The following is a 24,965-nucleotide window of genomic DNA, read 5'->3' as shown; positions in this document are numbered from 1 at the left end:
TCGCGAGCAGGCTTGCGCCTACAGATGGCCTTTTTATAGGCATAAGCTACTAGGACAATAGACGACGGTGGTTGTTCTGAATCTTTCGAAGTAGGACAATTGTCGGCTTCCCGACATCATCAGCGATATTGAATGGCCTTCCTCGCACTCGGTATTAACCACAAGACTGCTTCCGTAGACGTGCGCGAGCGCGTGGCGTTTACGCCAGAGCAGTTGGTTGAGGCCTTGCAGCAGCTCTGCCGTCTCACCGACAGCCGCGAAGCTGCGATCCTTTCGACCTGCAATCGCAGTGAGCTTTATATAGAGCAGGAACATCTTTCAGCGGATGTGGTACTGCGCTGGCTGGCCGATTATCACCATTTGAGCCTCGACGACCTGCGCGCGAGCGCCTATGTGCACGAAGACGATGCGGCAGTTCGTCACATGATGCGCGTGGCATCCGGCCTCGATTCGCTGGTGTTGGGCGAGCCGCAGATCCTGGGCCAGATGAAGTCCGCCTACGCCGTGGCGCGCGAGGCCGGCACCGTCGGTCCGCTGCTGGGTCGTCTGTTTCAGGCCACCTTCAATTCCGCCAAGCAGGTGCGCACCGACACCGCCATCGGTGAAAACCCGGTGTCCGTGGCGTTTGCCGCCGTCAGCCTGGCCAAGCAGATCTTCAGCGACCTACAGCGCAGCCAGGCGCTGTTGATCGGCGCCGGTGAGACCATCACCCTGGTTGCCCGCCACCTGCATGACCTGGGCGTCAAGCGCATCGTGGTCGCCAACCGTACCCTGGAGCGCGCCAGCATCCTCGCCGAACAGTTCGGCGCCCATGCGGTGCTGCTGTCGGACATCCCGGCCGAACTGGTGCGCAGCGATATCGTCATCAGCTCCACCGCCAGCCAGCTACCGATTCTCGGCAAGGGCGCGGTGGAAAGCGCGCTGAAACTGCGCAAGCACAAGCCGATCTTCATGGTCGACATCGCCGTTCCCCGGGATATCGAGCCCGAAGTCGGCGAGTTGGACGACGTTTACCTCTACAGCGTCGACGATCTCCATGAAGTGGTCGCCGAAAACCTCAAGAGTCGCCAGGGCGCTGCCCAGGCGGCTGAAGAGATGGTCGGCATCGGCGCTGAAGAGTTCATGGTGCGCCTGCGTGAGCTGGCGGCGGTAGACGTGCTCAAGGCGTATCGTCAGCAGGGCGAACGCCTGCGTGATGAGGAGTTGATCAAGGCCCAGCGCCTGCTCGCCAACGGCAGCAGCGCCGAGGAGGTGCTGATGCAACTGGCTCGCGGCCTGACCAACAAATTGCTGCATGCGCCCAGCGTACAATTAAAAAAACTGACTGCCGAAGGCCGCCTTGATGCGCTGGCCATGGCCCAGGAACTCTTTGCCCTCGGTGAGGGCGCGCCCAGCTCTTCGGATAAAAAATCGCAATGAAAGCGTCACTGCTCAATAAACTGGACGTGCTCCAGGACCGTTTCGAAGAACTGACCGCCTTGCTCGGCGACGGCGAAGTCATTTCCGATCAAGCCAAGTTCCGCGCCTATTCCAAGGAATACGCCGAAGTTGAGCCCATTGTGGCCACGTACAAGAATCTCACCAAAGTGCAGGCCGACCTTGAAGGCGCCCAGGCGCTGCTCAAGGACAGCGACCCGGACATGCGTGAAATGGCCGTGGAAGAAGTCCGCGAGGCCAAGGAAAAGTTGGCCGAGCTGGAAGGTGACCTGCAGCGCATGCTGCTGCCCAAGGACCCCAACGACGGGCGTAATGTGTTCCTTGAAATCCGTGCCGGCACCGGCGGTGATGAAGCGGCGATTTTCTCCGGCGACCTGTTCCGCATGTATTCGCGTTATGCCGAGCGTCGCGGTTGGCGGGTCGAGATCCTGTCCGAGAACGAAGGTGAGCACGGCGGCTATAAAGAAGTCATCGCGCGGGTCGAAGGCGACAACGTCTATGGCAAGCTGAAGTTCGAGTCCGGTGCCCATCGTGTGCAGCGGGTTCCCGCGACGGAATCCCAAGGTCGCATCCACACCTCGGCCTGCACCGTGGCCGTGTTGCCCGAGCCGGACGAGCAGGAAGCCATCGAGATCAACCCGGCCGACCTGCGGGTCGATACCTACCGCTCGTCGGGCGCCGGTGGCCAGCACGTCAACAAGACGGACTCGGCGATCCGTATCACCCACTTACCGTCGGGCATCGTGGTGGAGTGCCAGGAAGAACGTTCCCAGCACAAGAACCGTGCGCGGGCCATGTCCTGGCTCTCGGCCAAGCTCAATGACCAGCAGACCAGCGCCGCCGCCAACGCGATTGCCAGCGAGCGCAAATTGCTGGTGGGCTCGGGCGACCGCTCCGAGCGCATCCGTACCTACAACTTTGCCCAGGGCCGGGTCACCGACCACCGGGTCAACCTCACCCTTTACTCCCTGGACGAGATTCTCGCCGGTGGCGTGGATGCGGTGATCGAGCCACTGCTCGCCGAATACCAGGCCGATCAGCTGGCGGCGATAGGTGAATAAATGACCATTATCGCCAGCCTGTTGCGCGCCGCCGACCTGCCCGACTCGCCCACGGCGCGCCTGGATGCCGAGTTATTGCTGGCGGCGGCCTTGGGCAAGTCCCGCAGCTACCTGCACACCTGGCCGGAAAAAATCGTCAGCAGCGAACACGCCCTGGCGTTTGCCGGCTACCTGCAACGCCGCCGCGCTGGCGAACCGGTGGCCTATATCCTCGGTCAGCAAGGTTTCTGGAAGCTGGATCTGGAGGTCGCGCCCCACACGCTGATCCCGCGTCCGGACACCGAGTTGCTGGTGGAAGCGGCCCTGGAATTGTTACCGGCCACACCGGTCAAGGTCCTCGACCTCGGTACTGGCAGCGGCGCCATCGCCCTGGCCCTGGCCAGCGAGCGTCCGGCCTGGCACGTCACGGCCGTCGACCGCGTGCTGGAAGCCGTGGCGCTGGCCGAACGCAATCGCCAGCGCCTGCACCTCCATAACGCCACGGTGCTCAACAGCCATTGGTTCAGCGCCCTGGCAGGCCACGCCTACGACCTGATCATCAGCAACCCGCCCTACATCGCCGCCAACGATCCGCACCTGGTGGCGGGCGATGTGCGGTTTGAGCCGGCCAGCGCCCTGGTGGCGGGCCATGATGGCCTGGACGACCTGCGGTTGATCATCGCCCAGGCCCCGGCCCACCTGAACGCCGCGGGTTGGCTGCTGCTGGAGCACGGTTACGATCAGGCTGGCGCGGTGCGCGACCTGTTGCTGAGCCAAGGCTTCGAGCAGGTGCATAGCCGCATCGACCTTGGCGGTCACGAACGCATCTCCCTGGGACGCCGGCCGTGCTGACCGATCAGGAGCTGTTGCGCTACAGCCGACAGATTCTGTTGCAGCATGTCGACATCGACGGCCAATTGCGCCTGAAAAACGGCCGTGCGTTGATCGTCGGCCTCGGTGGCCTGGGTGCCCCGGTGGCGATGTACCTGGCTGCCGCCGGTGTTGGTGAATTGCACCTGGCGGATTTCGACACCGTCGACCTCACCAATCTGCAACGCCAGATCATCCATGACACCGACAGCGTCGGGCAGGCCAAGGTTGATTCGGCCATGCGCCGCCTGAGCGCCCTCAACCCCGAAATCACCTTGGTCGCCCATCCCATCGCGCTGGATGCCGATACCTTGGCGGCGGCGGTGGCGGGTGTGGACGTAGTGCTCGATTGCAGCGACAACTTCTCCACCCGCGAGGCCGTCAATGCCGCCTGCGTGGCGGCGGCCAGGCCATTGATCAGCGGCGCGGCGATTCGGCTTGAAGGGCAGCTGTCGGTGTTCGATCCACGTCGCGCCGAAAGCCCGTGCTATCACTGTTTATACGGGCACGGCAGCGACACTGAACTGACTTGCAGCGAAGCGGGCGTGGTCGGCCCACTGGTGGGCCTGGTCGGTAGCCTGCAAGCCCTGGAGGCCTTGAAGTTGCTGGCTGGTTTCGGCGAGCCGTTGGTGGGACGCTTGTTGTTGATCGACGCGTTGACCACGCGTTTTCGCGAGTTGCGGGTCAAGCGTGATCCCGCTTGCAGTGTCTGCGGGACGCAGCATGGGTAAGGACGCGCCAATCGGTGTGTTCGATTCCGGTGTCGGCGGCTTGTCGGTGCTGGCTGAGATTCAGCAATTGCTGCCCCATGAGTCCCTGTTGTACGTGGCCGATTGCGGGCATATCCCCTACGGCGAGAAAACCCCGGCGTTCATTCTTGAGCGTTCCCGGTCAGTTGCCGGTTTTTTCCGCGAGCAGGGCGCCAAGGCTTTTGTGATTGCCTGCAACACCGCGACCGTGGCGGCCGTCGCGGATTTGCGCCAGGACTACCCCGATTGGCCCCTGGTGGGCATGGAGCCCGCGGTCAAACCCGCCGCGGCGGCCACGCGCAGTGGCGTGGTCGGGGTGCTCGCCACCACCGGCACCCTGCAAAGCGCCAAGTTCGCCGCGTTGCTCGATCGGTTTGCCACCGATGTGCGGGTGATCACCCAGCCGTGTCCGGGCCTGGTGGAACTGATTGAAACCGGTGATCTGGACAGCCCGGCCCTGCGTCAGTTGTTGCAGGGCTATATCGACCCGCTGCTCAGCGCCGGCTGCGACACCATCATCCTCGGCTGTACCCACTATCCCTTCCTCAAGCCGCTGCTGGCGCAGATGCTGCCCGCCAGCATCATCCTCATCGACACCGGCGCTGCTGTCGCGCGACAGCTCAAGCGTTTGCTGGGCGAACGCGAACTGCTGGCCCTCGGCGATCCTGAGCCTGCACAGTTCTGGACCAGTGGTGATGTGTATCACCTAAGAAATATCCTACCGACACTATGGAAACATTCTGCAGTTGTGCGAAGCTTCGGGTCGTGAAAATTTCGTGAAATGTCGCTGAACTTCTGAGTGTGCGTCAGCTTCTATAGCGAGATGGCCTGTAAAAATTCATACAAACTTTGTTTTCAAAGGACTGTTTCTTATGAAGCGCTTGTTCTGTTTGGCCGCGATTGCGGCCGTAGTGGTGGGACACTCTGTTTCGGCCCAGGCTGCAGGCCTGGAGTTTGGGGTGGGCAGCACCAGCGATTCGACGTTGACCTATCGACTGGGCCTGACCTCGGATTGGGATAAAAGCTGGATGCAGAGCGACGTCGGTCGCCTGACCGGCTATTGGAGCGGCGCCTATACCTATTGGGAGGGTGATGACCGTGCAGGTGCCAGCAGCCTGTCGTTCTCGCCGGTATTTGTGTATGAGTTTGCCGGCCAGTCGGTCAAGCCCTACATCGAAGCCGGGATTGGCGTGGCAGTGTTTTCCCGTACCAAGCTGGAAGACAACAACATCGGCCAGGCTTTCCAGTTCGAAGACCGCCTGGGCTTTGGCCTGCGCTTCACCGGTGGGCATGAAGTCGGCATTCGCGCCACGCACTACTCCAATGCCGGGATCAGCAGCAATAACGATGGTGTAGAAAGCTACTCGCTGCACTACACCATGCCGCTGTAATTCCCAGGAACGCTGCAAGACAGTGTGGGAGGGGGCAAGCCCCCTCCCACATTAAGGTCCTCACTGGCCTGAGATCAGCGGTAGGCCGTGGCGATGCCTTCGCGTTCGGTCAGGCACTCCGGTGCACCCATCTCGAACTCCCGGCAAATCAACGGCCGACGTTCGTAAATCGTGCACATCATCGTGTCCCGATCCAGCGCCGCGCACCAGCCGTCGTCCAGGCGCAGCATCACTTCACCGCCCCAATCGTCAGTGTCGATATAGCGCTCCGGCACGCCGGTGTCGGTGATCAGCATCACTTCCAGCTGGCAGCAGCAGGCCGCGCAGGTCGAGCAGGTGACGGCGGGTTCGGTGATCTGGGTGTGGGGGATGTTGGTCATAGGCGCGCAGTGTAAGGCAAGCGGATGCTGTGCGTGTGAATGCTCTGACAGACGTCAGCGCGCCAGCCGATGCAGTCCGACGAACACCGCCGCCCAAAGCAGCGCCAGCCCCGCCATGGTGGGTAGCAGTGGGTAGCCAAAATGCACGCCCGCCAACTGGCTCCCGGCGTAATACGAAAACGGCCCCCCGATCGCCCCCAATGCGGCCGCACGCCACCAGGGCCGTGCACTCCAGGCCAGGCAATGGCGCAGGGTGGTGGCCAGCACCGCCCACAGCAGGATCAGCCAAAAGGGAATCAGCGGTCCGGGCTCGCTGAAGTGAAACACCCCCAGGTTGCGCAGCAATGTATCCAGTACCGTGCCCAGCAGCGTCACGCGGATAATCAGCGCGCCGTCGGTGGCCCACGAACTTATCCACAGCAGGTGGATTGCCAGCACCGCCAGCCCCACCAGCAACCAAGGGCTATCGCCACCGAGTACGCAGGCAAACCACCCGCACTGGAACAGCACGGCATTGGCCAGTGGTTTAAGCACTGAAGCGCCCGAGCAACGGAGGGTTGATGGCCGACGGTTTGGCCAACAGCAATTGCGCGGTGCCAATGGTGCGCTCCATAAAGCCGCCCTCGCAGTAGCACAGGTAAAACTCCCACAGTCGCAGGAAATATTCGTCGTAGCCCAACTCCGTCAGGCGGCCGTGGGCGTGGCGAAAGTTCTCGTGCCACAGGCGCAGGGTTCGCGCGTAGTGCAGGCCGAAGTCCTCCATGTGCAGCAGGTTCATATCGGTGTCGCGGCTGACGATGTGCAGCATGTTCTGCACACTGGGCAGGGCACCGCCGGGGAAGATATAGCGCTGGATAAAGTCGACGCTGTTCTTCGCCTGCTCGAAGCGTTGCTCGCGGATGGTGATGGCTTGCAGCAACATCAGGCCATCACGCTTGAGCAGGTGCGCGCACTGCTTGAAGTAGGTCGGCAGGAACCGATGGCCCACCGCTTCGATCATCTCGATGGATACCAGCTTGTCGTACTCGCCGGTCAGGTCGCGGTAGTCCTGCAGCAATAACGTGACCTGGTCTTGCAAGCCCAGGGCCGCGATGCGTTTTTCGGTGTAGGCGAACTGCTCTTTGGACAAGGTCGTGGTGGTGACCTTGCAGCCGTACTGCTGCGCCGCATACAGCGCCATGCTGCCCCAGCCGGTGCCGATTTCCAGCAGATGATCGGTGGGCTTGAGCGCGAGCTTCTGGCAGATGCGTTGCAGTTTGTTCAGTTGCGCCTGTTCCAGGCTGTCGTCGGGCGTCAGGAACTGCGCGGCCGAATACATCATGGTCGGGTCGAGGAATTCTGCGAACAGCTCATTACCGAGGTCGTAGTGGGCGGCGATGTTTTTTTGCGAGCCCTTGCGCGTGTTGCGGTTGAGCCAGTGCAGGCCTTGGGTGAACGGCCGTGCCAATCTGGCCAGGCCACCCTCCATCGCGTCGAGCACATCCAGGTTACTCACCATCACCCGCACCACCGCCGTCAGGTCCGGGCTGGTCCAATAGCCGTGGATAAACGCTTCGCCCGCACCGATGGAACCGTTGGCCGCCACCAGCCCCCATACCGCCGAATCGACAATCTGGATTTCCCCCAGCAGGTGCGCTTCCCGTGCGCCGAATACCTGGCGCTCGCCGTCCTCGATCACCACCAACTGGCCATGGCGCAGTTGGCTGAGTTGGCGCAGCACGCCCTTGCGCAGCAGCGCACCGGTCATGCCGTTGACGTTCAGGCGGTGGGTCTTGACCGATAAGCTAGGGGATTTCATGGCGGCGATCCTTGGTGTACCCGACTGCTGTGCGAGAGGCGCCGTCGGCGGCCTGATGGGAAAAAATCGGTGTGCGCTTGAGCAACAGGCGCAGGGCCTGCCAATAAATGGCCAGGCAGGTCTTGGCGGTCATCCACGGATAGCGCCACAGGTAACGGTGCAGGCTGGCGCGGTTCAGCGTTTCTTTGTGCAGGCTCAAGGTGGCGTCGAAGACTTTCACCTCGCCCTGCCAATCGGCCATGTGCACGCCGAGCTTGGTGGCGGGCGGGCTGAAGCTCATGCGGTATTCCAGGTCGCGCGGCAAAAACGGCGACACGTGAAACGCCTTGGCCACGGCAAAGTGCTGGTGTTCGTCCGCACCGAGGGCCTGGGCCGGCAGCACGTAGTGATAGCGCTCGCGCCATGGGGTGTTGGTCACTTCGCACAGGATCGCGGCCAGTCGTCCGTCGGCCTCGAAGCAGTAGAAGAAACTCACCGGATTAAAAGCCAGGCCCCAACTGCGGGCCTGGGTCAGCAGGCAGATAACGCCCAAGGGTGTATGCCCCAGGGCCTTGCCGACTTCCTGGCGCACGGCATCGGTCAAACTCATGCCGTGACGCGTAAATTCACGCAGGTAGTCCTGCTCGCGAAAGCCGAAGGGCGCCAGGCGACTTGCACCGGCCAGGGGCGATAGCCCGAGCACCTCGTCTTGTTCGCTGAGGTCCAGGTACAGCAGGCCGATGCGGTAGCGAAAGGCATGGGCCTTGGGGGCAAACCGCCGATGGGCGATCCAGCCGCTGTACAGGGCGCTGTTCACAGGCTTTCCCCAAAGGCTTCGGCCACGCGCAGGGCGCTGACGACGCCGTCTTCATGGAAGCCGTTGGCCCAATAGGCGCCGCAGTACCAGGTATGGCGGGTGCCGTTCAGTTCTTCCCAGCGTGCTTGTGCGGCCACGGCGGCCAGGCTGTATTGCGGGTGGGCGTAGGTATAGCGCGCAAGGATCTTCAGCGGGTTGATCATCGACGTCTGGTTGAGGCTGACGCAAAAGGTGGTGGCGCTGTCGATGCCTTGCAGGATGTTCATGTCATAGGTGACAGCGGCCTGGGTCTGCGTGTCGCCGCTCAGCCGGTAGTTCCAGCTGGCCCAGGCCAGTTTGCGCTCGGGCAGCAGGCGCGTGTCGGTGTGCAGCACCACGTCATTGTCGGCGTAGGGCAGGGCGCCGAGGATCTCCTGCTCGGCCTGGCTCGGGTCGCCGAGCAGGGCCAGTGCCTGGTCGCTGTGGCAGGCGAACACCACCTTGTCGAAGGCTTCGGTGCCGGCGGCGCTGTAAATGATTACGCCCTCTGCGTCACGCTCGACCAGATGCACCGGGCAGTCGAGGCGGATCTGCTCGCGAAAGCTGCGGGTCAGCGGTTCGATATAACGGCTGGAGCCACCCTCGATCACGCACCACTGCGGCCGGTTGTTCACCGAGAGCAAACCGTGGTTCTTGAAGAAACGCACAAAGAACTGCAACGGGAAATCCAACATGTCCGCCAGGGACATCGACCAGATCGCCGCGCCCATCGGTACGATGTAATGCCGGATAAACCGAGGCCCGTAGCCCCCGGCTTCGAGGTAGTCACCCAAGGTCATCCCGGCGTTGATGCGCTGTTCTTTCAGGTCCCGCGGCGCCTCGCGATTGAAGCGCAGGATGTCGCGCAACATGCCCCAGAAGCCTGGCGAGAGGATATTGCGGCGCTGGGCAAACAGGCTGTTGAGGTTGTTGCCGTTGTACTCGAAGCCGCTGCCCTGGTCGCACACCGAAAAGCTCATCTCGGTGGGTTTGAAGGTCACGCCGATCTGCCCCAGCAAGCGGATGAAGTTGGGGTAGGTCCAGTCGTTGAACACGATGAAGCCGGTGTCCACCGCATAGGGTTTGCCCTCGACGGTGACGTTGACCGTGTGGGTGTGCCCGCCGATACGGTCGCCGGCCTCGAACAGCGTGATGTCGTGGCGGCGGCTGAGCAGGTAGGCGCTGGTCAGCCCGGCGATGCCGCTGCCGATAATGGCGATCTTCACAGGTCGTCCTTTTTCGGTGGCGGGCTGCGCAACATGCGTTTGCCGATGATCAATTGCGCGCGGTTCGGCAGTTTCGACAGCGGCCACAGCGTGGCGATAAACAGTGCGGGGAAGGCGATCTCCAGCGGGCGTTTTTCCAGTTTGGCGAAGATATGCCGCGCGGCCTTGTCGGCGGGCCAGCTCAGGGGCATCGGGAAGTCATTGCGCTCGGTGAGTGGGGTGTCGACGAAGCCCGGGCTGATCACCGTGACATCAATGTTTTCGGTCGACAGGCTGATGCGCAGGGATTCGAACAGGTAGCGCAGCCCGGCCTTGGACGCGCCATACGCTTCGGCCCGTGGCATCGGCAGGTAGGTCACGGCGCTGGCGACGCCCACCAGGTGTGGTGTGCGCCCGGCGCGCAACAACGGCAGTGCCGCTTCAATGCAGTAACTGCTGGCCAGCAGGTTGGTGCGCACCACGTGTTCGATAATCGAGGCATCGAATTGCCTGGCGTCGACATATTCACAGGTGCCGGCGTTGAGGATTACGCTGTCGACCGACCCCCAGGCCGCGCCGATGTGCTCACCGATCTCGCGCACGGTCTGGCTGTTGGTCAGGTCGCCGGCCACCACCAGCACCTGGCCGGGGTAACGTTGGGCGAGCGCTTCCAGCGGGCCTTTGGTGCGTGAACTGAGGGCCACGTGGGCGCCGCTGTTGAGCAGCTCCACGGCCAGCGCGGCACCGATGCCACTGCTGGCACCGGTCAGCCAATAACGACGGGGCGGCAGTGCGTTCATCCCACTCTCCTTTTCAACCAACTGACGACCCCACCCAAGACAGGAAGGTGTTCGTACAACAGGGCGCCGGCGTCGAAGTAATCGCGGTGGCGGTACACCTTGTCACGCCACATCAAATGCGAGCAGCCCTCCACGCGGATGACCTTGCCCTTGCCCAGGCGCGGGTGGCAGAAACTCATGTTCCAGCGCAGGTAACCTTCGCCTTCGGCCACCTGGTCGAAACCATGGAAGTCGAAGCGCAGCTGGCTGACGTTGCTGTACAACTCGGCGAAATACGTGTGCAGCGCGGTCAGGCCATGGACTTCATGCAGCGGGTCGGTGAAGGCGATGTCCTGGCTGTAGAGGCTGTCGAGCAGTTGCAGGTTGTGCTTGTCCAGCGAGGCAAAGGCCTGGGCGAAGCGGCGCAGGAAGTCACTCATGTTCAGCGACCTCCTGGCGTGAAGGCAGGTTGCGAAAGGCCGCCAGGGCGCGTTCGCGGGATTTTTTCAGGTCGACAATCGAGCGCGGGTAATCCGCCACGCCAAACAGGCCGCCGAGCGCCTGCGGGTTGTGCACTTCCTTCTTGTTCAGCTTGGCCAGCTCCGGCAGCCAGCGCTTGATAAACACGCCGTCGCCGTCGAATTTTTCCGACTGGCTCAGCGGGCTGAAAATCCGGAAATACGGTGCCGAATCGGTGCCGGTGGATGAACTCCATTGCCAGCCGCCGTTGTTGGCTGCCAGGTCGCCGTCGATCAGGTGGCGCATGAAGAAGCGCTCGCCTTCGCGCCAGTCGATCAATAGGTTCTTGGTCAGGAACATCGCCACCACCATGCGCAGGCGGTTATGCATCCAGCCGGTTTCCAACAGTTGGCGCATCGCGGCATCGATGATCGGCAGGCCGGTGCGCGCCTGTTGCCAGGCGGCGAGGTCCTCGGGCGCATCGCGCCAGGCCAGGGCTTCGGTCTCGGGACGGAAAGCGCGGTGACGGGAGACCCGTGGGTAGCCGACCAGAATGTGCTTGTAGAACTCACGCCATAGCAGCTCGTTGATCCAGGTGATGGCGCCGATGTCGCCGCTTTCGAATTCGCCCTGGTTGGTCTGCAGGGCGGCGTGCAGGCATTGGCGCGGCGAAACCACGCCGGCGGCCAGGTAGGCTGAGAGCTGGCTGGTGCCGGGCTTGGCCGGAAAATCCCGTTCGTCTTTGTAGTAGCTGATCTGCTGGTCGGCAAAGGCGTCGAGGCGGCGGCGGGCTTCGTCTTCGCCGGCGGGCCAGAGGGCGCGCAAGGTGTCGCTGGGCGGTTCGAAGCCGTCGACCTGTTCGGGAATAGGATCGCTCTTGAGCGTGAGCGCGGCTTGGGCCTTGGGTGTTGCGACCCGACGCGGCAGGGCACTGTGCAGGCGCGCGTAGCAGACTTTGCGGAACTGGCTGAACACCTGGAAGTAGGTGCCGGTCTTGGTCAGCACGCTGCCCGGTTGGAAAAGCAGTTGGTCCAGGTAACTATGGAACGTCACGCCGCCGGCTTCCAGCGTCTCAGCGACAGCTGCATCGCGACGGCTTTCATGAATGCCGTATTCCTCGTTGACGTGCACCGACTCCACGGCCAGTTCCCGGCACAGTTGACTCAACACGGCGGGAACCTGATCCCAGTCAGCGGCATGGCGGATCAGCAAGGGAATGTTCAGGGTGCCCAGGGCCTGGCTCAAGTGCTGCAGGTTGCGCAGCCAGAAATCCACTTTGCAGGGTGCATCGTCATGGGCCAGCCATTGCTCGGGCGTGACCAGGTACACGGCCGCTACCGGGCCTCGCTGGCAGGCCGCGGCCAGGGCGGTGTTGTCGTGAAGGCGCAAGTCGGTGCGCAGCCAGATCAAGTGCATTTAGATAAGTCCACGCTGGATCAGGAGCTGATGGGCCGACAACGGGTCTTCGGCCACGAACAATTGCACGATGTCTTGGGTTAATACGGCCAGCTCGGCCTGGTGGATGCAGACCGTGGGTCCGACGAGCAGTTTTGCGCAATTGACGCCAGCCAGCAGCTTGGTCAGTACCGGCAATTGCAGGGCCTTGCTCGAATACAGGAGCACGGCACGCGGTTGCAGGTGTTCCGCCGCCAGGGCCAACTCGCCGGTGGGCAGCGGCCAGTCGAAAACCTCCACCGGGCAATCGGCGCTGCTCGCCAGCCAGGCGCTGAGCCACAGGTGCGGCTCCAGGGGCAGGTCGGAGTGGTTGACCAGCAGCAGCGGCGCGCCGTGCAACTGCCGGTTGTTGTGGTAGATGCGTGCACCGAACTTGCTGCGCAGCCAGGACAGGAAAAACACCCGCTCCATCTGTGCGCCAAACTGGCCTTGCCAGCGCTGTTCCAGCTCCTGCAGCAACGGCAGCAGCAATTGCTCGCACAGGGTGCGCGGCGGGTACAGCGCCATGGCCTGGTTAAACACATCGTCCACCCGGCGTTCGGCCAGTTCGCTGACGGCCTGCACCAGGTTCTGGCGCAAGGCGTGCCATTCGTTCTCGACGGCATCGGGAAGGGCCTGGGCGGAATCGATCAGGCCTTTGACCTGGCTGACCGGCACGCCGCGATTGAGCCAGGTGAGGATGGTGTGGATGCGTTGTACATGGTCGGCATTGAACAGCCGATGGCCCTTGGGAGTGCGCTGGGGCACGATCAGGCCATAACGGCGTTCCCAGGCGCGCAGGGTCACGGCGTTGACGCCGGTCTGGCGCGCCACTTCACGAATCGGCAGCCAGCCGTCTTCGAGGGCTTGGGCGATGTCTGCGCCGGGTTCGTCTTGCAAGATAGCGGTCATGACGCTTTTCATGGTTTAGATCGCATTCCGCAGGCTGAGATTTTCCGGGTGCGGCTGCAAGTAGGCCTGCTGCGCGATGTAGCGGTCCGGGTGTTGGCGAAAGTGATGCTTGAGCAGGGTCAACGGCACCACGAGCGGCACGATGCCCTGGTGATACTGGCTGATGACCGTCTGCATTTCCTGTTTGTCATCCGCGCTGATGGCCTGCTTGAGGTAGCCGCTGATGTGTTGCAGCACGTTGGTGTGGGTGCCGCGGGTGGCGCACTTTTTCAGGCCGGTCATCAAGTCGCTGAAATAGCAGGCGGCCACCTCGTCGAGGTTGACGTCCCTGGCCATGCTGCCGAGGCGGTGGCCCAGGCTCTTGTAATGCATCAGGCTGTGGGCCATCAGCAAATACTTGTAGCGCGCGTGAAACGCCAGCAGGCGGTGGCGGGTCAGGCCCTCGGCCAGCAGTTGCTGCCAACTGGCGTAGACGAAGACGCGGGTCAGGAAGTTTTCCCGCAGTACCGGGTCATTCAGGCGGCCGTCTTCTTCCACGGGCAGGTTCGGGTGACGCGCGCAGAACGCCTGGGCGTAGATGCCACGCCCGCCGCCCTCCACCGGCGCTCCATTTTCACGGTAGACCTTGACGCGCTCCAGGCCGCAGGACGGCGACTTCTGCATGAAGATGTAGCCGCACAGGTCAGTGTGTTCGGCGGCCATTTTGCGGCCGTATGCGTCCAGCGGCGCGGTGACATTCAGCTCGTGGTGTACGGTGCCGACGGCCTGGGGCTGTTCGGCATCGCCCACCAGGCGAATGGTTTCACGGGGGATACCGAGGCCGATCGCCACTTCCGGGCACAGCGGCACAAAGTCGAAGTACTCGGCGAGGACCTCGCTGCATAGCTGGGACTGCTTGTGACCGCCATTGAAACGCACGTTCTCGCCCAGCAGGCAGGCGCTGATGCCAATCTTCGGCTTGATGGACGGTGTGCTGGGCATGGCCAAACCTCTGCAAGATTCCTGTACAAGATCTGAAATCTGTACAACTAAATCTCATCATAGGTTTGATGCTGTACAAGTCAAATATTTTGTACAAGTATTTGCGCGGGGCTATTTCCAGCCGATTTGCCAAGCCTCGGCATTTTGCAGGGTTTGCCAGGCCAGGCGCTGGGCGCGCAGGGTCATCACGGCTTGCAACTCGATTTCCAGCACTGTGCCGTCCTCGTCACGAAACAGTTCGGTCACCAGAAAGTGTTTTTCCTTGTTGCGGGGCCGGGCTGCCGTCCACTTCGACAGCAGCAATTTGGCCGGGTTGATGCGGTTCATTGCAGGTGCTCGATCAACCGTCGCGCGGCCTCCTGGCCACTGAGCCACGCCCCTTCCACGCGGCCCGAGAGGCACCAGTCGCCACACACGTACAGGCCCAGGTCGGCGTCGGCCAGTACCCCGAACTCATGGGCGCCGGACGGCCGTGCGTAGAGCCAGCGGTGGGCCAGGCTGAAGGACGGTGCGGGCATGGCGCTGTGCAGCAATTCGGCGAAGGCGCCGTGCAGGTGTTCGATCACCGCGTCCTTGGACAGGTCCAGGTGGGCCTTGCTCCAGGTGCTGGTGGCATGCAGCACCCAGGTGTCAAGGGTTGTGTCGCGCCCGGGCTTGCTGCGGTTGCGCGCCAGCCAGTCCAGCGGGCTGTCTTGCACGAAACAGCCTTCCATGGGGGTATCCAGGGGCTTGTCGAAGGCCAGGGCAATGGCCCAGGTCGGGTCCATCTTCACGCCGGCGGCGGCACTCGCCAATTTGGGCGCTGCCGCCAGCAGGGCAGTGGCCTGGGGCGCAGGCGTGGCGATGATCACATGGCTGAACGGGCCGTGGTTTTCGCCGTCGGCATCCAGCAGGTTCCAGTGTTGCTTGCCTTGGAACACCTCGGTGATCCGGCAACCGAATTCCACCGGCAGATCGTCAAGCAGGGCGCGGGTGATGGCGCTCATGCGCGGCGTGCCGACCCAGCGGATCTGTTCATCGGGGGAGGGGGTGAGTTGGCCGGACTTGAAGTTGTACAGCTGGGGCTTCCATTGCTCGGCCCAGCCGTTGCTTTGCCAGCGCTGCACTTCGTTGACGAAGCGTCGGTCGCGGGCGGTGAAGTATTGGGCGCCCATGTCCAGTGCGCCGGCGTCGCTGCGCTTGCTGGACATGCGGCCGCCGCTGCCGCGGCTTTTATCGAAGAGTTGTACAACGTGCCCGGCGTCTTGTAACGCTCGGGCGGCGGAGAGACCGGCGATGCCGGTGCCGATGATCGCGATGGGGACAGTCATGGGAGGCCTCGTTTTACCGTTGGGTACAGGCTACGCCGACACCAATAGCTGTACAATATTATTTTTTGGTATAAGTTTTGGCGTACCTGATCGCTTTGCGTGACCTATGGTTAAGCATGAGGCTTAAACAAAAGTCACGCTCGATTACAAATTGATCCCTGCTTATAAAATAGACTAGTGATCGGCGGCGAACGTTACATGAGGAGCGTCCCATGCATATTTTGCTGACCGGCGGTACCGGCCTGATCGGTCGCCAACTCTGCCAACACTGGATTGCCCAAGGTCATCGCCTGACGGTGTGGAGCCGCCATCCTGAAGACGTCGCCCGGTTATGCGGTGCAACGGTGCTCGGGGTGGCTCGCTTGGAGGAGGTGATTGGCGCGGTGGACGCGGTGGTCAACCTGGCAGGCGTGCCGATAGCTGACCGTCCCTGGACCCACAAACGCAAGGCGCTGCTCTGGAGCAGCCGCATCGGCTTGACCGAAACCCTGCTGGCCTGGCTCGAAAGCCAGGCGCAGAAACCGGCGGTGCTGGTTTCCGGTTCGGCGGTGGGCTGGTACGGCGACGGTGGCGAGCGCGAACTGACCGAGGCGAGTGGGCCGGTACAGGACGATTTCCCCAGCCAACTGTGCATCGCCTGGGAAGAAACCGCCCAGCGTGCCGAAGCCTTGGGTATCCGCGTGGTGCTGGTGCGTACCGGCCTGGTACTGGCGGCCGAGGGCGGCTTTTTGTCGCGCCTGTTGCTGCCGTTCAAACTCGGGCTGGGCGGGCCTATCGGCAACGGGCGGCAGTGGATGCCGTGGGTGCATATCAAGGATCAAATCGCCCTGATTGATTTTCTTCTGCACAAGGATGACGCCAGCGGTCCTTATAATGCCTGCGCGCCGCACCCAGTGCGTAACCGCGAGTTCGCCAGGACATTGGGCCAGGCGCTGCACCGCCCGGCGTTCATGCCGATGCCGGCCTTTGCGTTGAAGGTGGGTTTGGGCGAGTTGTCCGGCTTGTTGCTGGGCGGCCAGAAAGCATTGCCCGAACGCCTGCTGGCGGCCGGTTTCACTTTTCAGTTCACTGAGTTGCGTGCGGCCTTGGACGATGTTTCCAGCCGCCGCTAAGAGATAGGATGTTGCATGACGGATCACGCGTTGTTACTGGTCAACCTGGGTTCACCGGCGTCCACTTCGGTGGCCGATGTGCGCAGCTACCTCAATCAGTTCCTGATGGACCCTTATGTCATCGATCTGCCGTGGCCGGTGCGGCGCTTGCTGGTGTCGCTGATCCTGATCAAGCGCCCCGAGCAATCGGCCCATGCCTACGCCTCGATCTGGTGGGACGAGGGCTCGCCGCTGGTGGTGCTCAGCCGTCGCCTGCAACAGCAGATGACCGCGCAGTGGACCCAGGGGCCAGTGGAGTTGGCGATGCGTTATGGCGAGCCTTCCCTGGAAACGACCCTCACGCGGTTGGCCGCCCAAGGTATTCAAAAGGTCACCTTGGCGCCTTTGTACCCGCAATTTGCCGACAGCACCGTGACCACAGTGATTGAAGAAGCCAAGCGGGTAGTGCGTGATAAAAAGCTCAACGTACAGTTCTCGATCCTGCAGCCATTCTACGATCAGGCGGAATACCTCGACGCGTTGGCAGCCAGCGCCCGACCTTATACAGATGCGCATTACGACCACTTGCTGCTGAGCTTCCACGGCTTGCCCGAGCGCCATCTGAAAAAGCTCGACCCGACCGGCCAGCATTGCTTCAAGGATGCGGACTGCTGCAGGAACGCCTCGCCTGAGGTGCTCGCGACCTGCTACCGCGCGCAATGCTTCAGCGTTGCCCGCGACTTCGCCGCGCGCCTGGGCTTGCCCGACGACAAATGGTCAGTGGCGTTCCAATCGCGCCTGGGCCGTGCGAAGTGGATCGAACCCTACACCGAGGCACGCCTGGAGGCGCTGGCCCGTCAAGGGGTGAAAAAGCTGCTGGTGATGTGCCCCGCGTTTGTTGCCGACTGCATCGAGACCCTGGAAGAGATCGGTGATCGTGGTCGGGAGCAATTCCGCGAGGCGGGCGGTGAGGAGTTGGTGCTGGTGCCGTGTTTGAATGACGATCCGCAGTGGGCAGCAGCGCTCAATACCTTGTGTGAAAGAGCCCCGCTTTCGCTGTAATCACGTCATCCAAATGTGAGAGAGGCTTAACCCCTCTCACGTTTTTGATTGTGTTACAGGTTGAGGGTCAGGCTGACGGTGAGATTGCGCGGCTCGCCGGGATTGACCCAGTAATTGCTATAGGACCGCTCGTAGTACTTTTCATCGAACAAGTTGTTGAGGTTCAGGCCCACGGTGACGTTCTGCGTGGCCTTGTAATGGGCCAGCAAATCGACGGTGTGGTAGGCGGGCAGTTCAAAGCGGCTGCCCGCTTCACCCGAGCGATCCCCCACATAGGTGAACGCCGCGCCCAGGTCTGAACCGCGCAGCGCGCCGTCCTGGAATTCATACACCCCCAACAGGCTGCCACTGTGCTTGGCTACGCCGAGGATGCGGCTGCCCGCAGGAATGGCTTTATCACCCTTGGTCACTTCGGCGTCGATGTAGGCAAAGGCGCCGATCACGCGTACCGCATCGGTCAGTTGTCCTGTCAGTTGCAGGTCGAAGCCCTGGCTGCGTGCCTTGCCCATGGCGCGGTTGGTATTGGTGGCCGGGTCCAGGGCCAGCACGTTTTCCTTTTCGATATGGAAGGCGGCGAGGGTGGCGCTGAGGCGGTCGTCGAACAGCTCGCTCTTGATCCCCACCTCATAGCCCACGCCTTCTTCCGGCTTGAAGGTCTTACCGCTGGCGTCCAGGCCGCTGTTGGGCTTGAACGAGGTGGAAGCGTTGGCGAATACGCCGACCTCTGGCGTCAGTTGATACAGCAGGCCGGCGCGCTGGGTAAGTGCGTCGTGGGTTTGCCGACTCTTGGCGTGGTTGCGGGTGAAGTCGTCGGTGCTTTGTTCGAAATGCTCGAAGCGCGCGCCGACCATGCCGCGCAAGCGGTCGGTGAAGATGATCTGGTCTTGCAGGTTCAGCGCCTGGCTTTTGGTCTGTTCGAAGAAGTCGGTGCTGGAGCGTGCGCCATTGGGTTTGGGCTGGCCGTAGACCGGGTTGTAGAGGTCGATGGCGTAGGGGTTGCCGGCTATGGCGGTGACGCGCTCCTTCTTGCGGTAGTCCTCGTATTCGGTGCCGACCAGCAATTCATGCTGCCAACTGCCAAGATCGAACAGGCCGCGCAGTTCCAGCTGGGTGATGCTGTCGTGCCAGCCCGTGGAGCGTTCGCGGTAACGGCGGTTAAGGGTATGGCCGTCGGTGTTCAGTGCGCGGTTTTCCGAGGCGTCGCCCCACAGGCTGCCCTGTTTGTAATGGCTGGCCAGGCGCAGTTTCCAGGCGTCGTTGAGATGATGATCGAGGGTCGCCTGGATGCGGTTGTTGTGGTTGTCGATAGTGCCGTCGTTGGGTTCGCCGAGGAAGGTGGAGCGCGATACGCCTGGGGCATCGACGATGCCCCGGTCGAAGGTGGAGCTGTGGCGTACGAATTCGCTTTCCACCAGCAGGTGGGTGTCCGGGGCCAGCTGCCAGCTGAATGAGGGCGCGGCGAATACGCGCTTGCTCTCGACGTGATCGCGGAAACTGTTGTTGTCCTCCACTGCCAGGTTGACCCGCGACAGCAGGTCGCCCTCGCTGTCCAGCGGCGTATTGATATCGACGGCAGTGCGATAACGGTCCCAACTGCCCGCGCTGGTTTGCACGGTGGTGAAGGCTTCGGGCTGGGGTTTTTTGGTGACGATATTCACCGTGCCACCGGGATCACCGCGGCCATACAGGCTGGCTGCGGGGCCCTTGAGCACTTCGATGCGTTCGATATTGGCCGCGTCCGGTGTGCTCGGGTAGCCGCGGTTGGCGCTGAAACCGTCCTGGTAGAACTCCGAGGTGGTGAAGCCGCGCACGCTGTATTCGTAGAGCGTGAGGCCGCCAAAGTTGTTCTGCTTGGACACCCCGCCGGCAAACTCCAGGGCGCGTTCCACGTTAGTGCTGCCCAGGTCCGTGAGTACCGAGGCGGGAATCACGCTGATGGACTGTGGGATATCGCGCAGGGCGGTGTCGGTTTTAGTCGCGCTGGCAGAGCGGGTGGCACGGTAGCCTTTGACCGGGCCGGTGGCGGATTCATAGGCGTCGGTAGTGACGCTGATGGTATCCAGCTCAACGGTGTTTTCTTCGGCAAACGCGGGATCCAGCAGCAGACCCAAGGCCAGGCCAGCCAGGGGGGCAAACTTTCGAGACGGCATGATAGAACGTTCCAATAGCGATATTGAAACAATATAACATGTCTAATGAGAATGCTTTTGCTTTGAAATATATGCTTACAGGTACCCGCGAACGGGTACCTGTGGAGGCGGTTTATTCCTCTTCTTTGACCGGCGCAGGCGGTGGACGCAGGCCGATTTCCGCCAGCAGCTTGATCTCTTTACCGTTGCGCATAACCTGGATCGCCACCTTGTCGGTCGGCTTGATCCGCGCGACCTGGTTCATCGACTTGCGCCCATCACCGGCCGGTTCGCCGTTGATGCTGAGGATCACATCCCCCAGCTGCAGGCCGGCTTTCTGCGCCGGGCCATCGCGGAAAATCCCGGCAACCACGATGCCTGGGCGCCCGGTCAGGCCGAACGACTCGGCCAGCTCCTTGGTCAGCGGCTGTACTTCGATCCCCAGCCAGCCGCGAATCACCTGGCCGTGCTCGATGATCGACTTCATCACTTCCATCGCCAGCTTTACCGGGATCGCAAAGCCGATGCCCTGGGAGCCGCCGGACTTGGAGAAAATCGCCGTGTTGATGCCGGTCAGGTTGCCATTGGCATCCACCAGTGCGCCGCCGGAGTTGCCCGGGTTGATCGCCGCGTCGGTCTGGATAAAGTCCTCGTAGCTGTTCAGCCCCAGCTGGTTTCGCCCGGTGGCGCTGATGATGCCCATGGTCACCGTCTGGCCCACTCCGAACGGGTTGCCGATAGCCAGTGCCACATCACCCACCCGCAGCCCATCGGAGCGGCCGAGGGTGATGGAAGGCAGGCTTTTCAGATCGATCTTCAGGACCGCGAGGTCGGTTTCCGGGTCGCTGCCCACCACGCGGGCCAGGGTTTCACGGCCGTCACGCAGGGCCACCACAATCTGGTCGGCGCCGGTGGTCACGTGGTTATTGGTGAGGATGTAGCCTTCGGGGCTCATGATCACCCCGGAACCCAGGCTGGACTCCATGCGGCGCTGCTTGGGCCCGTTGTCACCGAAATAGCGGCGGAACTGCGGGTCTTCAAACAACGGATGGGCCGGCTTGTTGATGACCTTGGTGGTGTACAGGTTGACCACCGCAGGAGCGGCGATGACCACCGCGTCCGCGTAAGTCACCGGGCCTTGCACCACCGAGCTGGTCTGGGGCGCCTGTTGCAGGTTGACATCAAGGCTGGGCAAGCCCACCCACTGGGGATAACGCTGAATAATCAGCATCGCGATCAGCACGCCAGCCAGCAATGGCCATCCAAAAAAACGCAGTGCCTTGAGCATCAAGTAAGTCCTGACAGGTTGCAGGGGGCGGGAGAGCGCCCATAATGTCGCGCATTATACGAGGCTGCGAGCGCCTCGGAACGGGATATTTAGGAGTCTTTTATGGCCGTCCCCCTTACCACCCTCGTCGAGGAAGCGGACCGCTACCTCGGCAGCGCAAAGATTGCCGATTACTGCCCCAATGGCCTGCAGGTCGAGGGGCGGCCGCAAGTGATGCGCATCGTCAGCGGCGTGACCGCGAGCCAGGCCCTGCTGGACGCGGCCGTCGAAGCCCAGGCCGATTTGATCCTGGTGCACCACGGTTATTTCTGGAAAGGCGAAAGCCCCTGTATCACCGGCATGAAGCAACGCCGCCTGAAAACCCTGCTCAAGCACGACATCAGCCTGCTGGCCTACCACCTGCCGCTGGACCTGCACCCCGACGTTGGCAATAACGTGCAACTCGCCCGCCAGTTGGACATCACCGTCGAAGGCCCACTGGACCCGGACAACCCCAGGATCGTCGGCCTGGTCGGCTCGCTCGCCGAACCGCTGTCACCCCGCGACTTCGCCCGGCGTGTGCAGGACGTGATGGGCCGCGAGCCGCTGCTGATCGAAGGCAGCCAGATGATCCGCCGCGTCGGCTGGTGCACCGGCGGTGGCCAGGGTTACATCGACAACGCCATCGTCGCGGGCGTCGACTTGTTCCTGAGCGGCGAAGCTTCCGAGCAAACCTTCCACAGTGCCCGGGAAAACGACATCAGCTTTATCGCCGCCGGGCACCACGCCACAGAGCGTTACGGCGTACAGGCGCTGGGCGATTACCTGGCGCGGCGCTTCGCCCTGGAGCATCTGTTCATCGATTGCCCCAACCCGATTTGACGGCCAAACCTGGGGGCATATTGATATACCGTTTCGATCTAGCTGGCGCCCTGAATAGAAGAAGGTGCTGTGCTAGCATGCCCCGCTCGAACACGGCCCGCTGGCCGTCCATAAGATCGTTTTTCCGTGAGTAACCATGGTCGACAAACTGACGCATCTGAAACAGCTGGAGGCGGAAAGCATCCACATCATCCGCGAGGTCGCCGCCGAGTTCGATAACCCGGTGATGCTCTACTCGATCGGTAAAGACTCCGCCGTGATGCTGCACCTGGCGCGCAAGGCCTTCTTCCCGGGCAAGCTGCCGTTCCCGGTGATGCACGTCGACACCCGCTGGAAATTCCAGGAGATGTACAAGTTCCGCGACAAAATGGTCGAAGAGCTGGGCCTGGACCTGATCACCCATGTCAACCCGGATGGCGTGGCGCAGGGCATCAACCCGTTCACCCACGGCAGCGCCAAGCACACCGACATCATGAAGACCGAAGGCCTCAAGCAGGCCTTGGACAAGCATGGTTTCGACGCGGCCTTCGGCGGTGCCCGTCGCGATGAGGAGAAATCCCGTGCCAAAGAGCGCGTGTACTCGTTCCGCGACAGCAAGCACCGCTGGGACCCGAAGAACCAGCGCCCGGAGCTGTGGAACGTCTACAACGGCAACGTCAACAAGGGCGAGTCGATCCGTGTGTTCCCGCTGTCCAACTGGACCGAGCTGGACATCTGGCAGTACATCTACCTGGAAGGCATCCCGATCGTGCCGCTGTACTTCGCCGCCGAGCGCGATGTCATCGAGAAGAACGGCACGTTGATCATGATCGACGACGACCGCATCCTCGAGCACTTGTCCGACGAAGACAAAGCCCGAATCGTCAAAAAGAAAGTACGTTTCCGTACCCTTGGCTGCTACCCGTTGACGGGCGCGGTGGAGTCCGAAGCCGAGACGCTGACGGACATCATTCAGGAAATGCTCCTGACGCGAACTTCCGAGCGCCAGGGCCGTGTCATCGACCACGATGGTGCCGGCTCGATGGAAGATAAAAAACGTCAAGGCTATTTCTAAGGGGCTGTCATGTCGCATCAATCTGATTTGATCAGCGAGGACATCCTCGCCTACCTGGGCCAGCACGAGCGCAAGGAAATGTTGCGCTTCCTGACCTGTGGCAACGTCGACGACGGCAAGAGCACCCTGATCGGGCGCCTGCTGCACGACTCCAAGATGATCTACGAAGATCACCTGGAAGCCATCACCCGTGACTCGAAAAAGTCCGGCACCACCGGTGATGACATCGACCTGGCGTTGCTGGTCGACGGCCTGCAGGCCGAGCGTGAGCAGGGCATCACCATCGATGTCGCCTACCGCTACTTCTCTACCGCCAAGCGCAAATTCATCATCGCCGATACCCCCGGCCATGAGCAGTACACCCGCAACATGGCCACCGGTGCATCCACCTGTGACCTGGCGATCATCCTGATCGACGCGCGCTACGGCGTGCAGACCCAGACCCGTCGCCACAGCTATATCGCTTCGCTGCTGGGCATCAAGCACATCGTGATCGCCGTCAACAAGATGGACATCAATGGCTTTGACCAAAGTGTGTTCGAGTCGATCAAGGCCGATTACCTGAAGTTCGCCGAGGGCATCGCCTTCAAGCCGAGCACCATGGCATTCGTGCCGATGTCGGCGCTCAAGGGCGACAACGTGGTGAACAAGAGCGAGCACTCGCCCTGGTACACCGGCCAGTCGCTGATGGAGATCCTCGAGACTGTCGAGATCGCCAACGATCGCAACTACACCGACCTGCGTTTCCCGGTGCAGTACGTCAACCGTCCGAACCTGAACTTCCGTGGGTTCGCCGGCACCCTGGCCAGCGGCATCGTGCACAAGGGCGACGAAGTCGTGGTGCTGCCGTCGGGCAAAAGCAGCCGCGTCAAATCCATCGTCACCTTCGAAGGTGAGCTGGAACACGCCGGCCCAGGCCAGGCCGTGACCCTGACCATGGAAGACGAGATCGACATCTCCCGTGGCGACCTGCTGGTGCATGCCGACAACGTGCCGCAAGTGACCGACGCCTTCGACGCCATGCTGGTGTGGATGGCCGAAGAGCCGATGCTGCCGGGCAAGAAATACGACATCAAGCGCGCCACCAGCTACGTGCCGGGTTCCATCACCAGCATCGTGCACCGTGTGGACGTGAACACCCTGGCCGAAGGCCCGGCGAGTTCGCTGCAACTGAACGAAATCGGCCGGGTCAAGGTCAGCCTCGACGCCGCCATCGCGTTGGATGGCTATGACAGCAACCGCACCACCGGTGCGTTTATCGTCATCGACCGCTTGACCAACGGCACCGTGGGCGCCGGCATGATCATCGCACCGCCGGTCACCCACGGCAGTGCGGCGCATCACGGCAAGCTGGCCCATGTCGCCACCGAGGAGCGCGCCCAGCGTTTCGGCCAGCAACCGGCTACCGTGTTGTTCAGCGGCCTGTCAGGCGCGGGCAAGAGCACCCTGGCCTATGCGGTCGAGCGCAAGCTGTTCGACATGGGCCGTGCGGTGTTCGTGCTGGATGGCCAGAACCTGCGTCACGACCTGAACAAGGGCTTGCCCCAGGACCGTGTCGGGCGTACCGAAAACTGGCGCCGTGCCGCTCACGTGGCGCGTCAGTTCAACGAAGCCGGCCTGCTGACCCTGGCGGCATTCGTTGCCCCGGATGCCGAAGGCCGTGAACAGGCCAAGGCGCTGATTGGCAGCGACCGCCTGCTGACCGTTTACGTGCAGGCCTCCCCGCAGGTGTGCGCCGAGCGTGATCCGCAGGGCTTGTACGCGGCGGGTGGGGATAATATCCCTGGCGAATCCTTCCCGTACGACGTGCCGTTGAATGCCGACCTGGTAATCGACACCCAGGCCCTGTCGCTGGAAGACAGCGTCAAGCAAGTGCTGGAGCTGTTGCGTCAGCGCGGCGCGATCTAAACCTCGCGGCCAC

Annotated in this window: 25 protein-coding genes; 11 read left to right on the top strand and 14 right to left on the bottom strand. The window is 62.3% G+C overall.

Annotated elements, in window-relative coordinates; translation table 11 throughout:
* Positions 1–132: 132 nt before the first annotated feature.
* The 6 genes from hemA to AC07OP_RS05745 all read left to right on the top strand — a co-directional run bounded on the left by hemA (position 133) and on the right by AC07OP_RS05745 (position 5,487).
* Positions 133–1,419, top strand: a complete 1,287-nt coding sequence (gene hemA, locus AC07OP_RS05770) for a glutamyl-tRNA reductase (protein WP_065938450.1) — start codon at positions 133–135, stop codon at positions 1,417–1,419.
* On the top strand, positions 1,416–2,498 hold the full coding sequence (prfA, locus tag AC07OP_RS05765) for a peptide chain release factor 1 (protein WP_034102013.1): 1,083 nt from the start codon (positions 1,416–1,418) through the stop codon (positions 2,496–2,498). Before hemA ends, prfA begins: the two co-directional genes overlap by 4 nt.
* Complete coding sequence (gene prmC, locus AC07OP_RS05760; RefSeq protein ID WP_169899158.1) at positions 2,499–3,329, top strand: peptide chain release factor N(5)-glutamine methyltransferase; 831 nt, start codon at positions 2,499–2,501, stop codon at positions 3,327–3,329. It abuts the gene before it with no gap.
* On the top strand, positions 3,323–4,078 hold the full coding sequence (locus AC07OP_RS05755; RefSeq protein ID WP_098480396.1) for a molybdopterin-synthase adenylyltransferase MoeB: 756 nt from the start codon (positions 3,323–3,325) through the stop codon (positions 4,076–4,078). The genes prmC and AC07OP_RS05755 overlap by 7 nt, the downstream gene beginning before the upstream one ends.
* Positions 4,071–4,865, top strand: a complete 795-nt coding sequence (murI, locus tag AC07OP_RS05750; protein WP_098480395.1) for a glutamate racemase — start codon at positions 4,071–4,073, stop codon at positions 4,863–4,865. The genes AC07OP_RS05755 and murI overlap by 8 nt, the downstream gene beginning before the upstream one ends.
* A 103-nt stretch (positions 4,866–4,968) precedes the next feature.
* A complete protein-coding gene (locus AC07OP_RS05745; RefSeq protein ID WP_027606880.1) occupies positions 4,969–5,487 on the top strand; it encodes an acyloxyacyl hydrolase in 519 nt (172 codons plus the stop codon).
* A gap of 74 nt (positions 5,488–5,561) precedes the next feature.
* Here the strand turns inward: AC07OP_RS05745 and AC07OP_RS05740 are convergent, their stop codons facing one another.
* From AC07OP_RS05740 to AC07OP_RS05685, 12 genes are all read right to left on the bottom strand, one after another.
* The gene (locus AC07OP_RS05740; protein ID WP_016977069.1) at positions 5,562–5,867 is read right to left on the bottom strand and encodes a YkgJ family cysteine cluster protein; all 306 of its coding nucleotides are present in this window, start codon (positions 5,865–5,867) and stop codon (positions 5,562–5,564) included.
* A gap of 54 nt (positions 5,868–5,921) precedes the next feature.
* The gene (locus tag AC07OP_RS05735) at positions 5,922–6,401 is read right to left on the bottom strand and encodes a DUF2878 domain-containing protein (RefSeq protein ID WP_495101082.1); all 480 of its coding nucleotides are present in this window, start codon (positions 6,399–6,401) and stop codon (positions 5,922–5,924) included.
* Complete coding sequence (locus AC07OP_RS05730; protein WP_495101083.1) at positions 6,394–7,665, bottom strand: class I SAM-dependent methyltransferase; 1,272 nt, start codon at positions 7,663–7,665, stop codon at positions 6,394–6,396. The genes AC07OP_RS05735 and AC07OP_RS05730 overlap by 8 nt, the downstream gene beginning before the upstream one ends.
* Complete coding sequence (locus tag AC07OP_RS05725) at positions 7,652–8,461, bottom strand: DUF1365 domain-containing protein (protein WP_495101084.1); 810 nt, start codon at positions 8,459–8,461, stop codon at positions 7,652–7,654. The genes AC07OP_RS05730 and AC07OP_RS05725 overlap by 14 nt, the downstream gene beginning before the upstream one ends.
* The gene (locus AC07OP_RS05720) at positions 8,458–9,705 is read right to left on the bottom strand and encodes an NAD(P)/FAD-dependent oxidoreductase (RefSeq protein WP_141156707.1); all 1,248 of its coding nucleotides are present in this window, start codon (positions 9,703–9,705) and stop codon (positions 8,458–8,460) included. The genes AC07OP_RS05725 and AC07OP_RS05720 overlap by 4 nt, the downstream gene beginning before the upstream one ends.
* Positions 9,702–10,484 (bottom strand): SDR family NAD(P)-dependent oxidoreductase, encoded by a 783-nt coding sequence (locus AC07OP_RS05715; RefSeq protein WP_495101085.1) that lies wholly within the window; start codon positions 10,482–10,484, stop codon positions 9,702–9,704. Before AC07OP_RS05715 ends, AC07OP_RS05720 begins: the two co-directional genes overlap by 4 nt.
* Positions 10,481–10,903, bottom strand: coding sequence for a nuclear transport factor 2 family protein (locus AC07OP_RS05710; RefSeq protein ID WP_027606873.1), 423 nt, complete (start codon positions 10,901–10,903; stop codon positions 10,481–10,483). Before AC07OP_RS05710 ends, AC07OP_RS05715 begins: the two co-directional genes overlap by 4 nt.
* Positions 10,896–12,338 (bottom strand): deoxyribodipyrimidine photo-lyase, encoded by a 1,443-nt coding sequence (phrB, locus tag AC07OP_RS05705; RefSeq protein ID WP_495101086.1) that lies wholly within the window; start codon positions 12,336–12,338, stop codon positions 10,896–10,898. Before phrB ends, AC07OP_RS05710 begins: the two co-directional genes overlap by 8 nt.
* The gene (locus AC07OP_RS05700) at positions 12,339–13,268 is read right to left on the bottom strand and encodes a MerR family transcriptional regulator (protein WP_495101087.1); all 930 of its coding nucleotides are present in this window, start codon (positions 13,266–13,268) and stop codon (positions 12,339–12,341) included.
* A 15-nt stretch (positions 13,269–13,283) separates the two neighbouring features.
* Positions 13,284–14,249 carry a YbgA family protein gene (locus tag AC07OP_RS05695; protein ID WP_065924059.1) on the bottom strand — a complete coding sequence of 322 codons (966 nt, stop codon included), beginning with the start codon at positions 14,247–14,249 and terminating at the stop codon, positions 13,284–13,286.
* A 111-nt stretch (positions 14,250–14,360) separates the two neighbouring features.
* Positions 14,361–14,576, bottom strand: coding sequence for a TIGR02450 family Trp-rich protein (locus AC07OP_RS05690; protein ID WP_027606869.1), 216 nt, complete (start codon positions 14,574–14,576; stop codon positions 14,361–14,363).
* Positions 14,573–15,559, bottom strand: a complete 987-nt coding sequence (locus tag AC07OP_RS05685) for an NAD(P)/FAD-dependent oxidoreductase (RefSeq protein WP_115486585.1) — start codon at positions 15,557–15,559, stop codon at positions 14,573–14,575. Before AC07OP_RS05685 ends, AC07OP_RS05690 begins: the two co-directional genes overlap by 4 nt.
* Before the next feature lie 212 nt (positions 15,560–15,771).
* On the opposite strand from AC07OP_RS05685, the gene AC07OP_RS05680 reads away from it, so the two are divergent.
* Together AC07OP_RS05680 and hemH are read left to right on the top strand one after the other, a co-directional pair.
* Positions 15,772–16,671, top strand: a complete 900-nt coding sequence (locus tag AC07OP_RS05680; RefSeq protein ID WP_495101088.1) for a TIGR01777 family oxidoreductase — start codon at positions 15,772–15,774, stop codon at positions 16,669–16,671.
* Between the two features lie 15 nt (positions 16,672–16,686).
* Complete coding sequence (hemH, locus tag AC07OP_RS05675) at positions 16,687–17,712, top strand: ferrochelatase (RefSeq protein ID WP_495101089.1); 1,026 nt, start codon at positions 16,687–16,689, stop codon at positions 17,710–17,712.
* Positions 17,713–17,765: 53 nt separating this feature from the next.
* Here hemH and AC07OP_RS05670 read toward each other — a convergent pair whose 3' ends face one another.
* Together AC07OP_RS05670 and algW are read right to left on the bottom strand one after the other, a co-directional pair.
* The gene (locus AC07OP_RS05670) at positions 17,766–19,862 is read right to left on the bottom strand and encodes a TonB-dependent siderophore receptor (protein WP_495101090.1); all 2,097 of its coding nucleotides are present in this window, start codon (positions 19,860–19,862) and stop codon (positions 17,766–17,768) included.
* A gap of 112 nt (positions 19,863–19,974) precedes the next feature.
* On the bottom strand, positions 19,975–21,129 hold the full coding sequence (gene algW, locus AC07OP_RS05665; protein ID WP_027606864.1) for a Do family serine endopeptidase AlgW: 1,155 nt from the start codon (positions 21,127–21,129) through the stop codon (positions 19,975–19,977).
* Between the two features lie 102 nt (positions 21,130–21,231).
* Here algW and AC07OP_RS05660 point away from each other — a divergent pair, with 102 nt between their 5' ends.
* The 3 genes from AC07OP_RS05660 (at position 21,232) to cysN (ending at position 24,952) form a co-directional block, all read left to right on the top strand.
* Positions 21,232–21,990 (top strand): Nif3-like dinuclear metal center hexameric protein, encoded by a 759-nt coding sequence (locus AC07OP_RS05660; RefSeq protein WP_495101091.1) that lies wholly within the window; start codon positions 21,232–21,234, stop codon positions 21,988–21,990.
* 136 nt (positions 21,991–22,126) lie between these two features.
* Positions 22,127–23,044, top strand: coding sequence for a sulfate adenylyltransferase subunit CysD (cysD, locus tag AC07OP_RS05655; protein ID WP_017137614.1), 918 nt, complete (start codon positions 22,127–22,129; stop codon positions 23,042–23,044).
* A 9-nt stretch (positions 23,045–23,053) separates the two neighbouring features.
* Positions 23,054–24,952 carry a sulfate adenylyltransferase subunit CysN gene (gene cysN, locus AC07OP_RS05650; protein WP_495101092.1) on the top strand — a complete coding sequence of 633 codons (1,899 nt, stop codon included), beginning with the start codon at positions 23,054–23,056 and terminating at the stop codon, positions 24,950–24,952.
* Positions 24,953–24,965: the final 13 nt, after the last annotated feature.

Source organism: Pseudomonas sp. GW821-FHT09D08, assembly GCF_059416305.1.
Note: the sequence above shows the minus strand (reverse complement) of the source record. Positions and strands in the feature narration are given on the sequence as shown.

Coding starts and splice junctions, on each gene's coding strand:
- hemA (WP_065938450.1), top strand. CDS start 133: ATGGCCTTCCTCGCACTCGGTATTAACCACAAGACTGCTTCCGTAGAC.
- prfA (WP_034102013.1), top strand. CDS start 1,416: ATGAAAGCGTCACTGCTCAATAAACTGGACGTGCTCCAGGACCGTTTC.
- prmC (WP_169899158.1), top strand. CDS start 2,499: ATGACCATTATCGCCAGCCTGTTGCGCGCCGCCGACCTGCCCGACTCG.
- murI (WP_098480395.1), top strand. CDS start 4,071: ATGGGTAAGGACGCGCCAATCGGTGTGTTCGATTCCGGTGTCGGCGGC.
- AC07OP_RS05745 (WP_027606880.1), top strand. CDS start 4,969: ATGAAGCGCTTGTTCTGTTTGGCCGCGATTGCGGCCGTAGTGGTGGGA.
- AC07OP_RS05740 (WP_016977069.1), bottom strand. CDS start 5,867: ATGACCAACATCCCCCACACCCAGATCACCGAACCCGCCGTCACCTGC.
- AC07OP_RS05730 (WP_495101083.1), bottom strand. CDS start 7,665: ATGAAATCCCCTAGCTTATCGGTCAAGACCCACCGCCTGAACGTCAAC.
- AC07OP_RS05715 (WP_495101085.1), bottom strand. CDS start 10,484: ATGAACGCACTGCCGCCCCGTCGTTATTGGCTGACCGGTGCCAGCAGT.
- AC07OP_RS05710 (WP_027606873.1), bottom strand. CDS start 10,903: ATGAGTGACTTCCTGCGCCGCTTCGCCCAGGCCTTTGCCTCGCTGGAC.
- phrB (WP_495101086.1), bottom strand. CDS start 12,338: ATGCACTTGATCTGGCTGCGCACCGACTTGCGCCTTCACGACAACACC.
- AC07OP_RS05700 (WP_495101087.1), bottom strand. CDS start 13,268: ATGACCGCTATCTTGCAAGACGAACCCGGCGCAGACATCGCCCAAGCC.
- AC07OP_RS05695 (WP_065924059.1), bottom strand. CDS start 14,249: ATGCCCAGCACACCGTCCATCAAGCCGAAGATTGGCATCAGCGCCTGC.
- AC07OP_RS05690 (WP_027606869.1), bottom strand. CDS start 14,576: ATGAACCGCATCAACCCGGCCAAATTGCTGCTGTCGAAGTGGACGGCA.
- AC07OP_RS05685 (WP_115486585.1), bottom strand. CDS start 15,559: ATGACTGTCCCCATCGCGATCATCGGCACCGGCATCGCCGGTCTCTCC.
- AC07OP_RS05680 (WP_495101088.1), top strand. CDS start 15,772: ATGCATATTTTGCTGACCGGCGGTACCGGCCTGATCGGTCGCCAACTC.
- hemH (WP_495101089.1), top strand. CDS start 16,687: ATGACGGATCACGCGTTGTTACTGGTCAACCTGGGTTCACCGGCGTCC.
- AC07OP_RS05670 (WP_495101090.1), bottom strand. CDS start 19,862: ATGCCGTCTCGAAAGTTTGCCCCCCTGGCTGGCCTGGCCTTGGGTCTG.
- algW (WP_027606864.1), bottom strand. CDS start 21,129: ATGCTCAAGGCACTGCGTTTTTTTGGATGGCCATTGCTGGCTGGCGTG.
- AC07OP_RS05660 (WP_495101091.1), top strand. CDS start 21,232: ATGGCCGTCCCCCTTACCACCCTCGTCGAGGAAGCGGACCGCTACCTC.
- cysD (WP_017137614.1), top strand. CDS start 22,127: ATGGTCGACAAACTGACGCATCTGAAACAGCTGGAGGCGGAAAGCATC.
- cysN (WP_495101092.1), top strand. CDS start 23,054: ATGTCGCATCAATCTGATTTGATCAGCGAGGACATCCTCGCCTACCTG.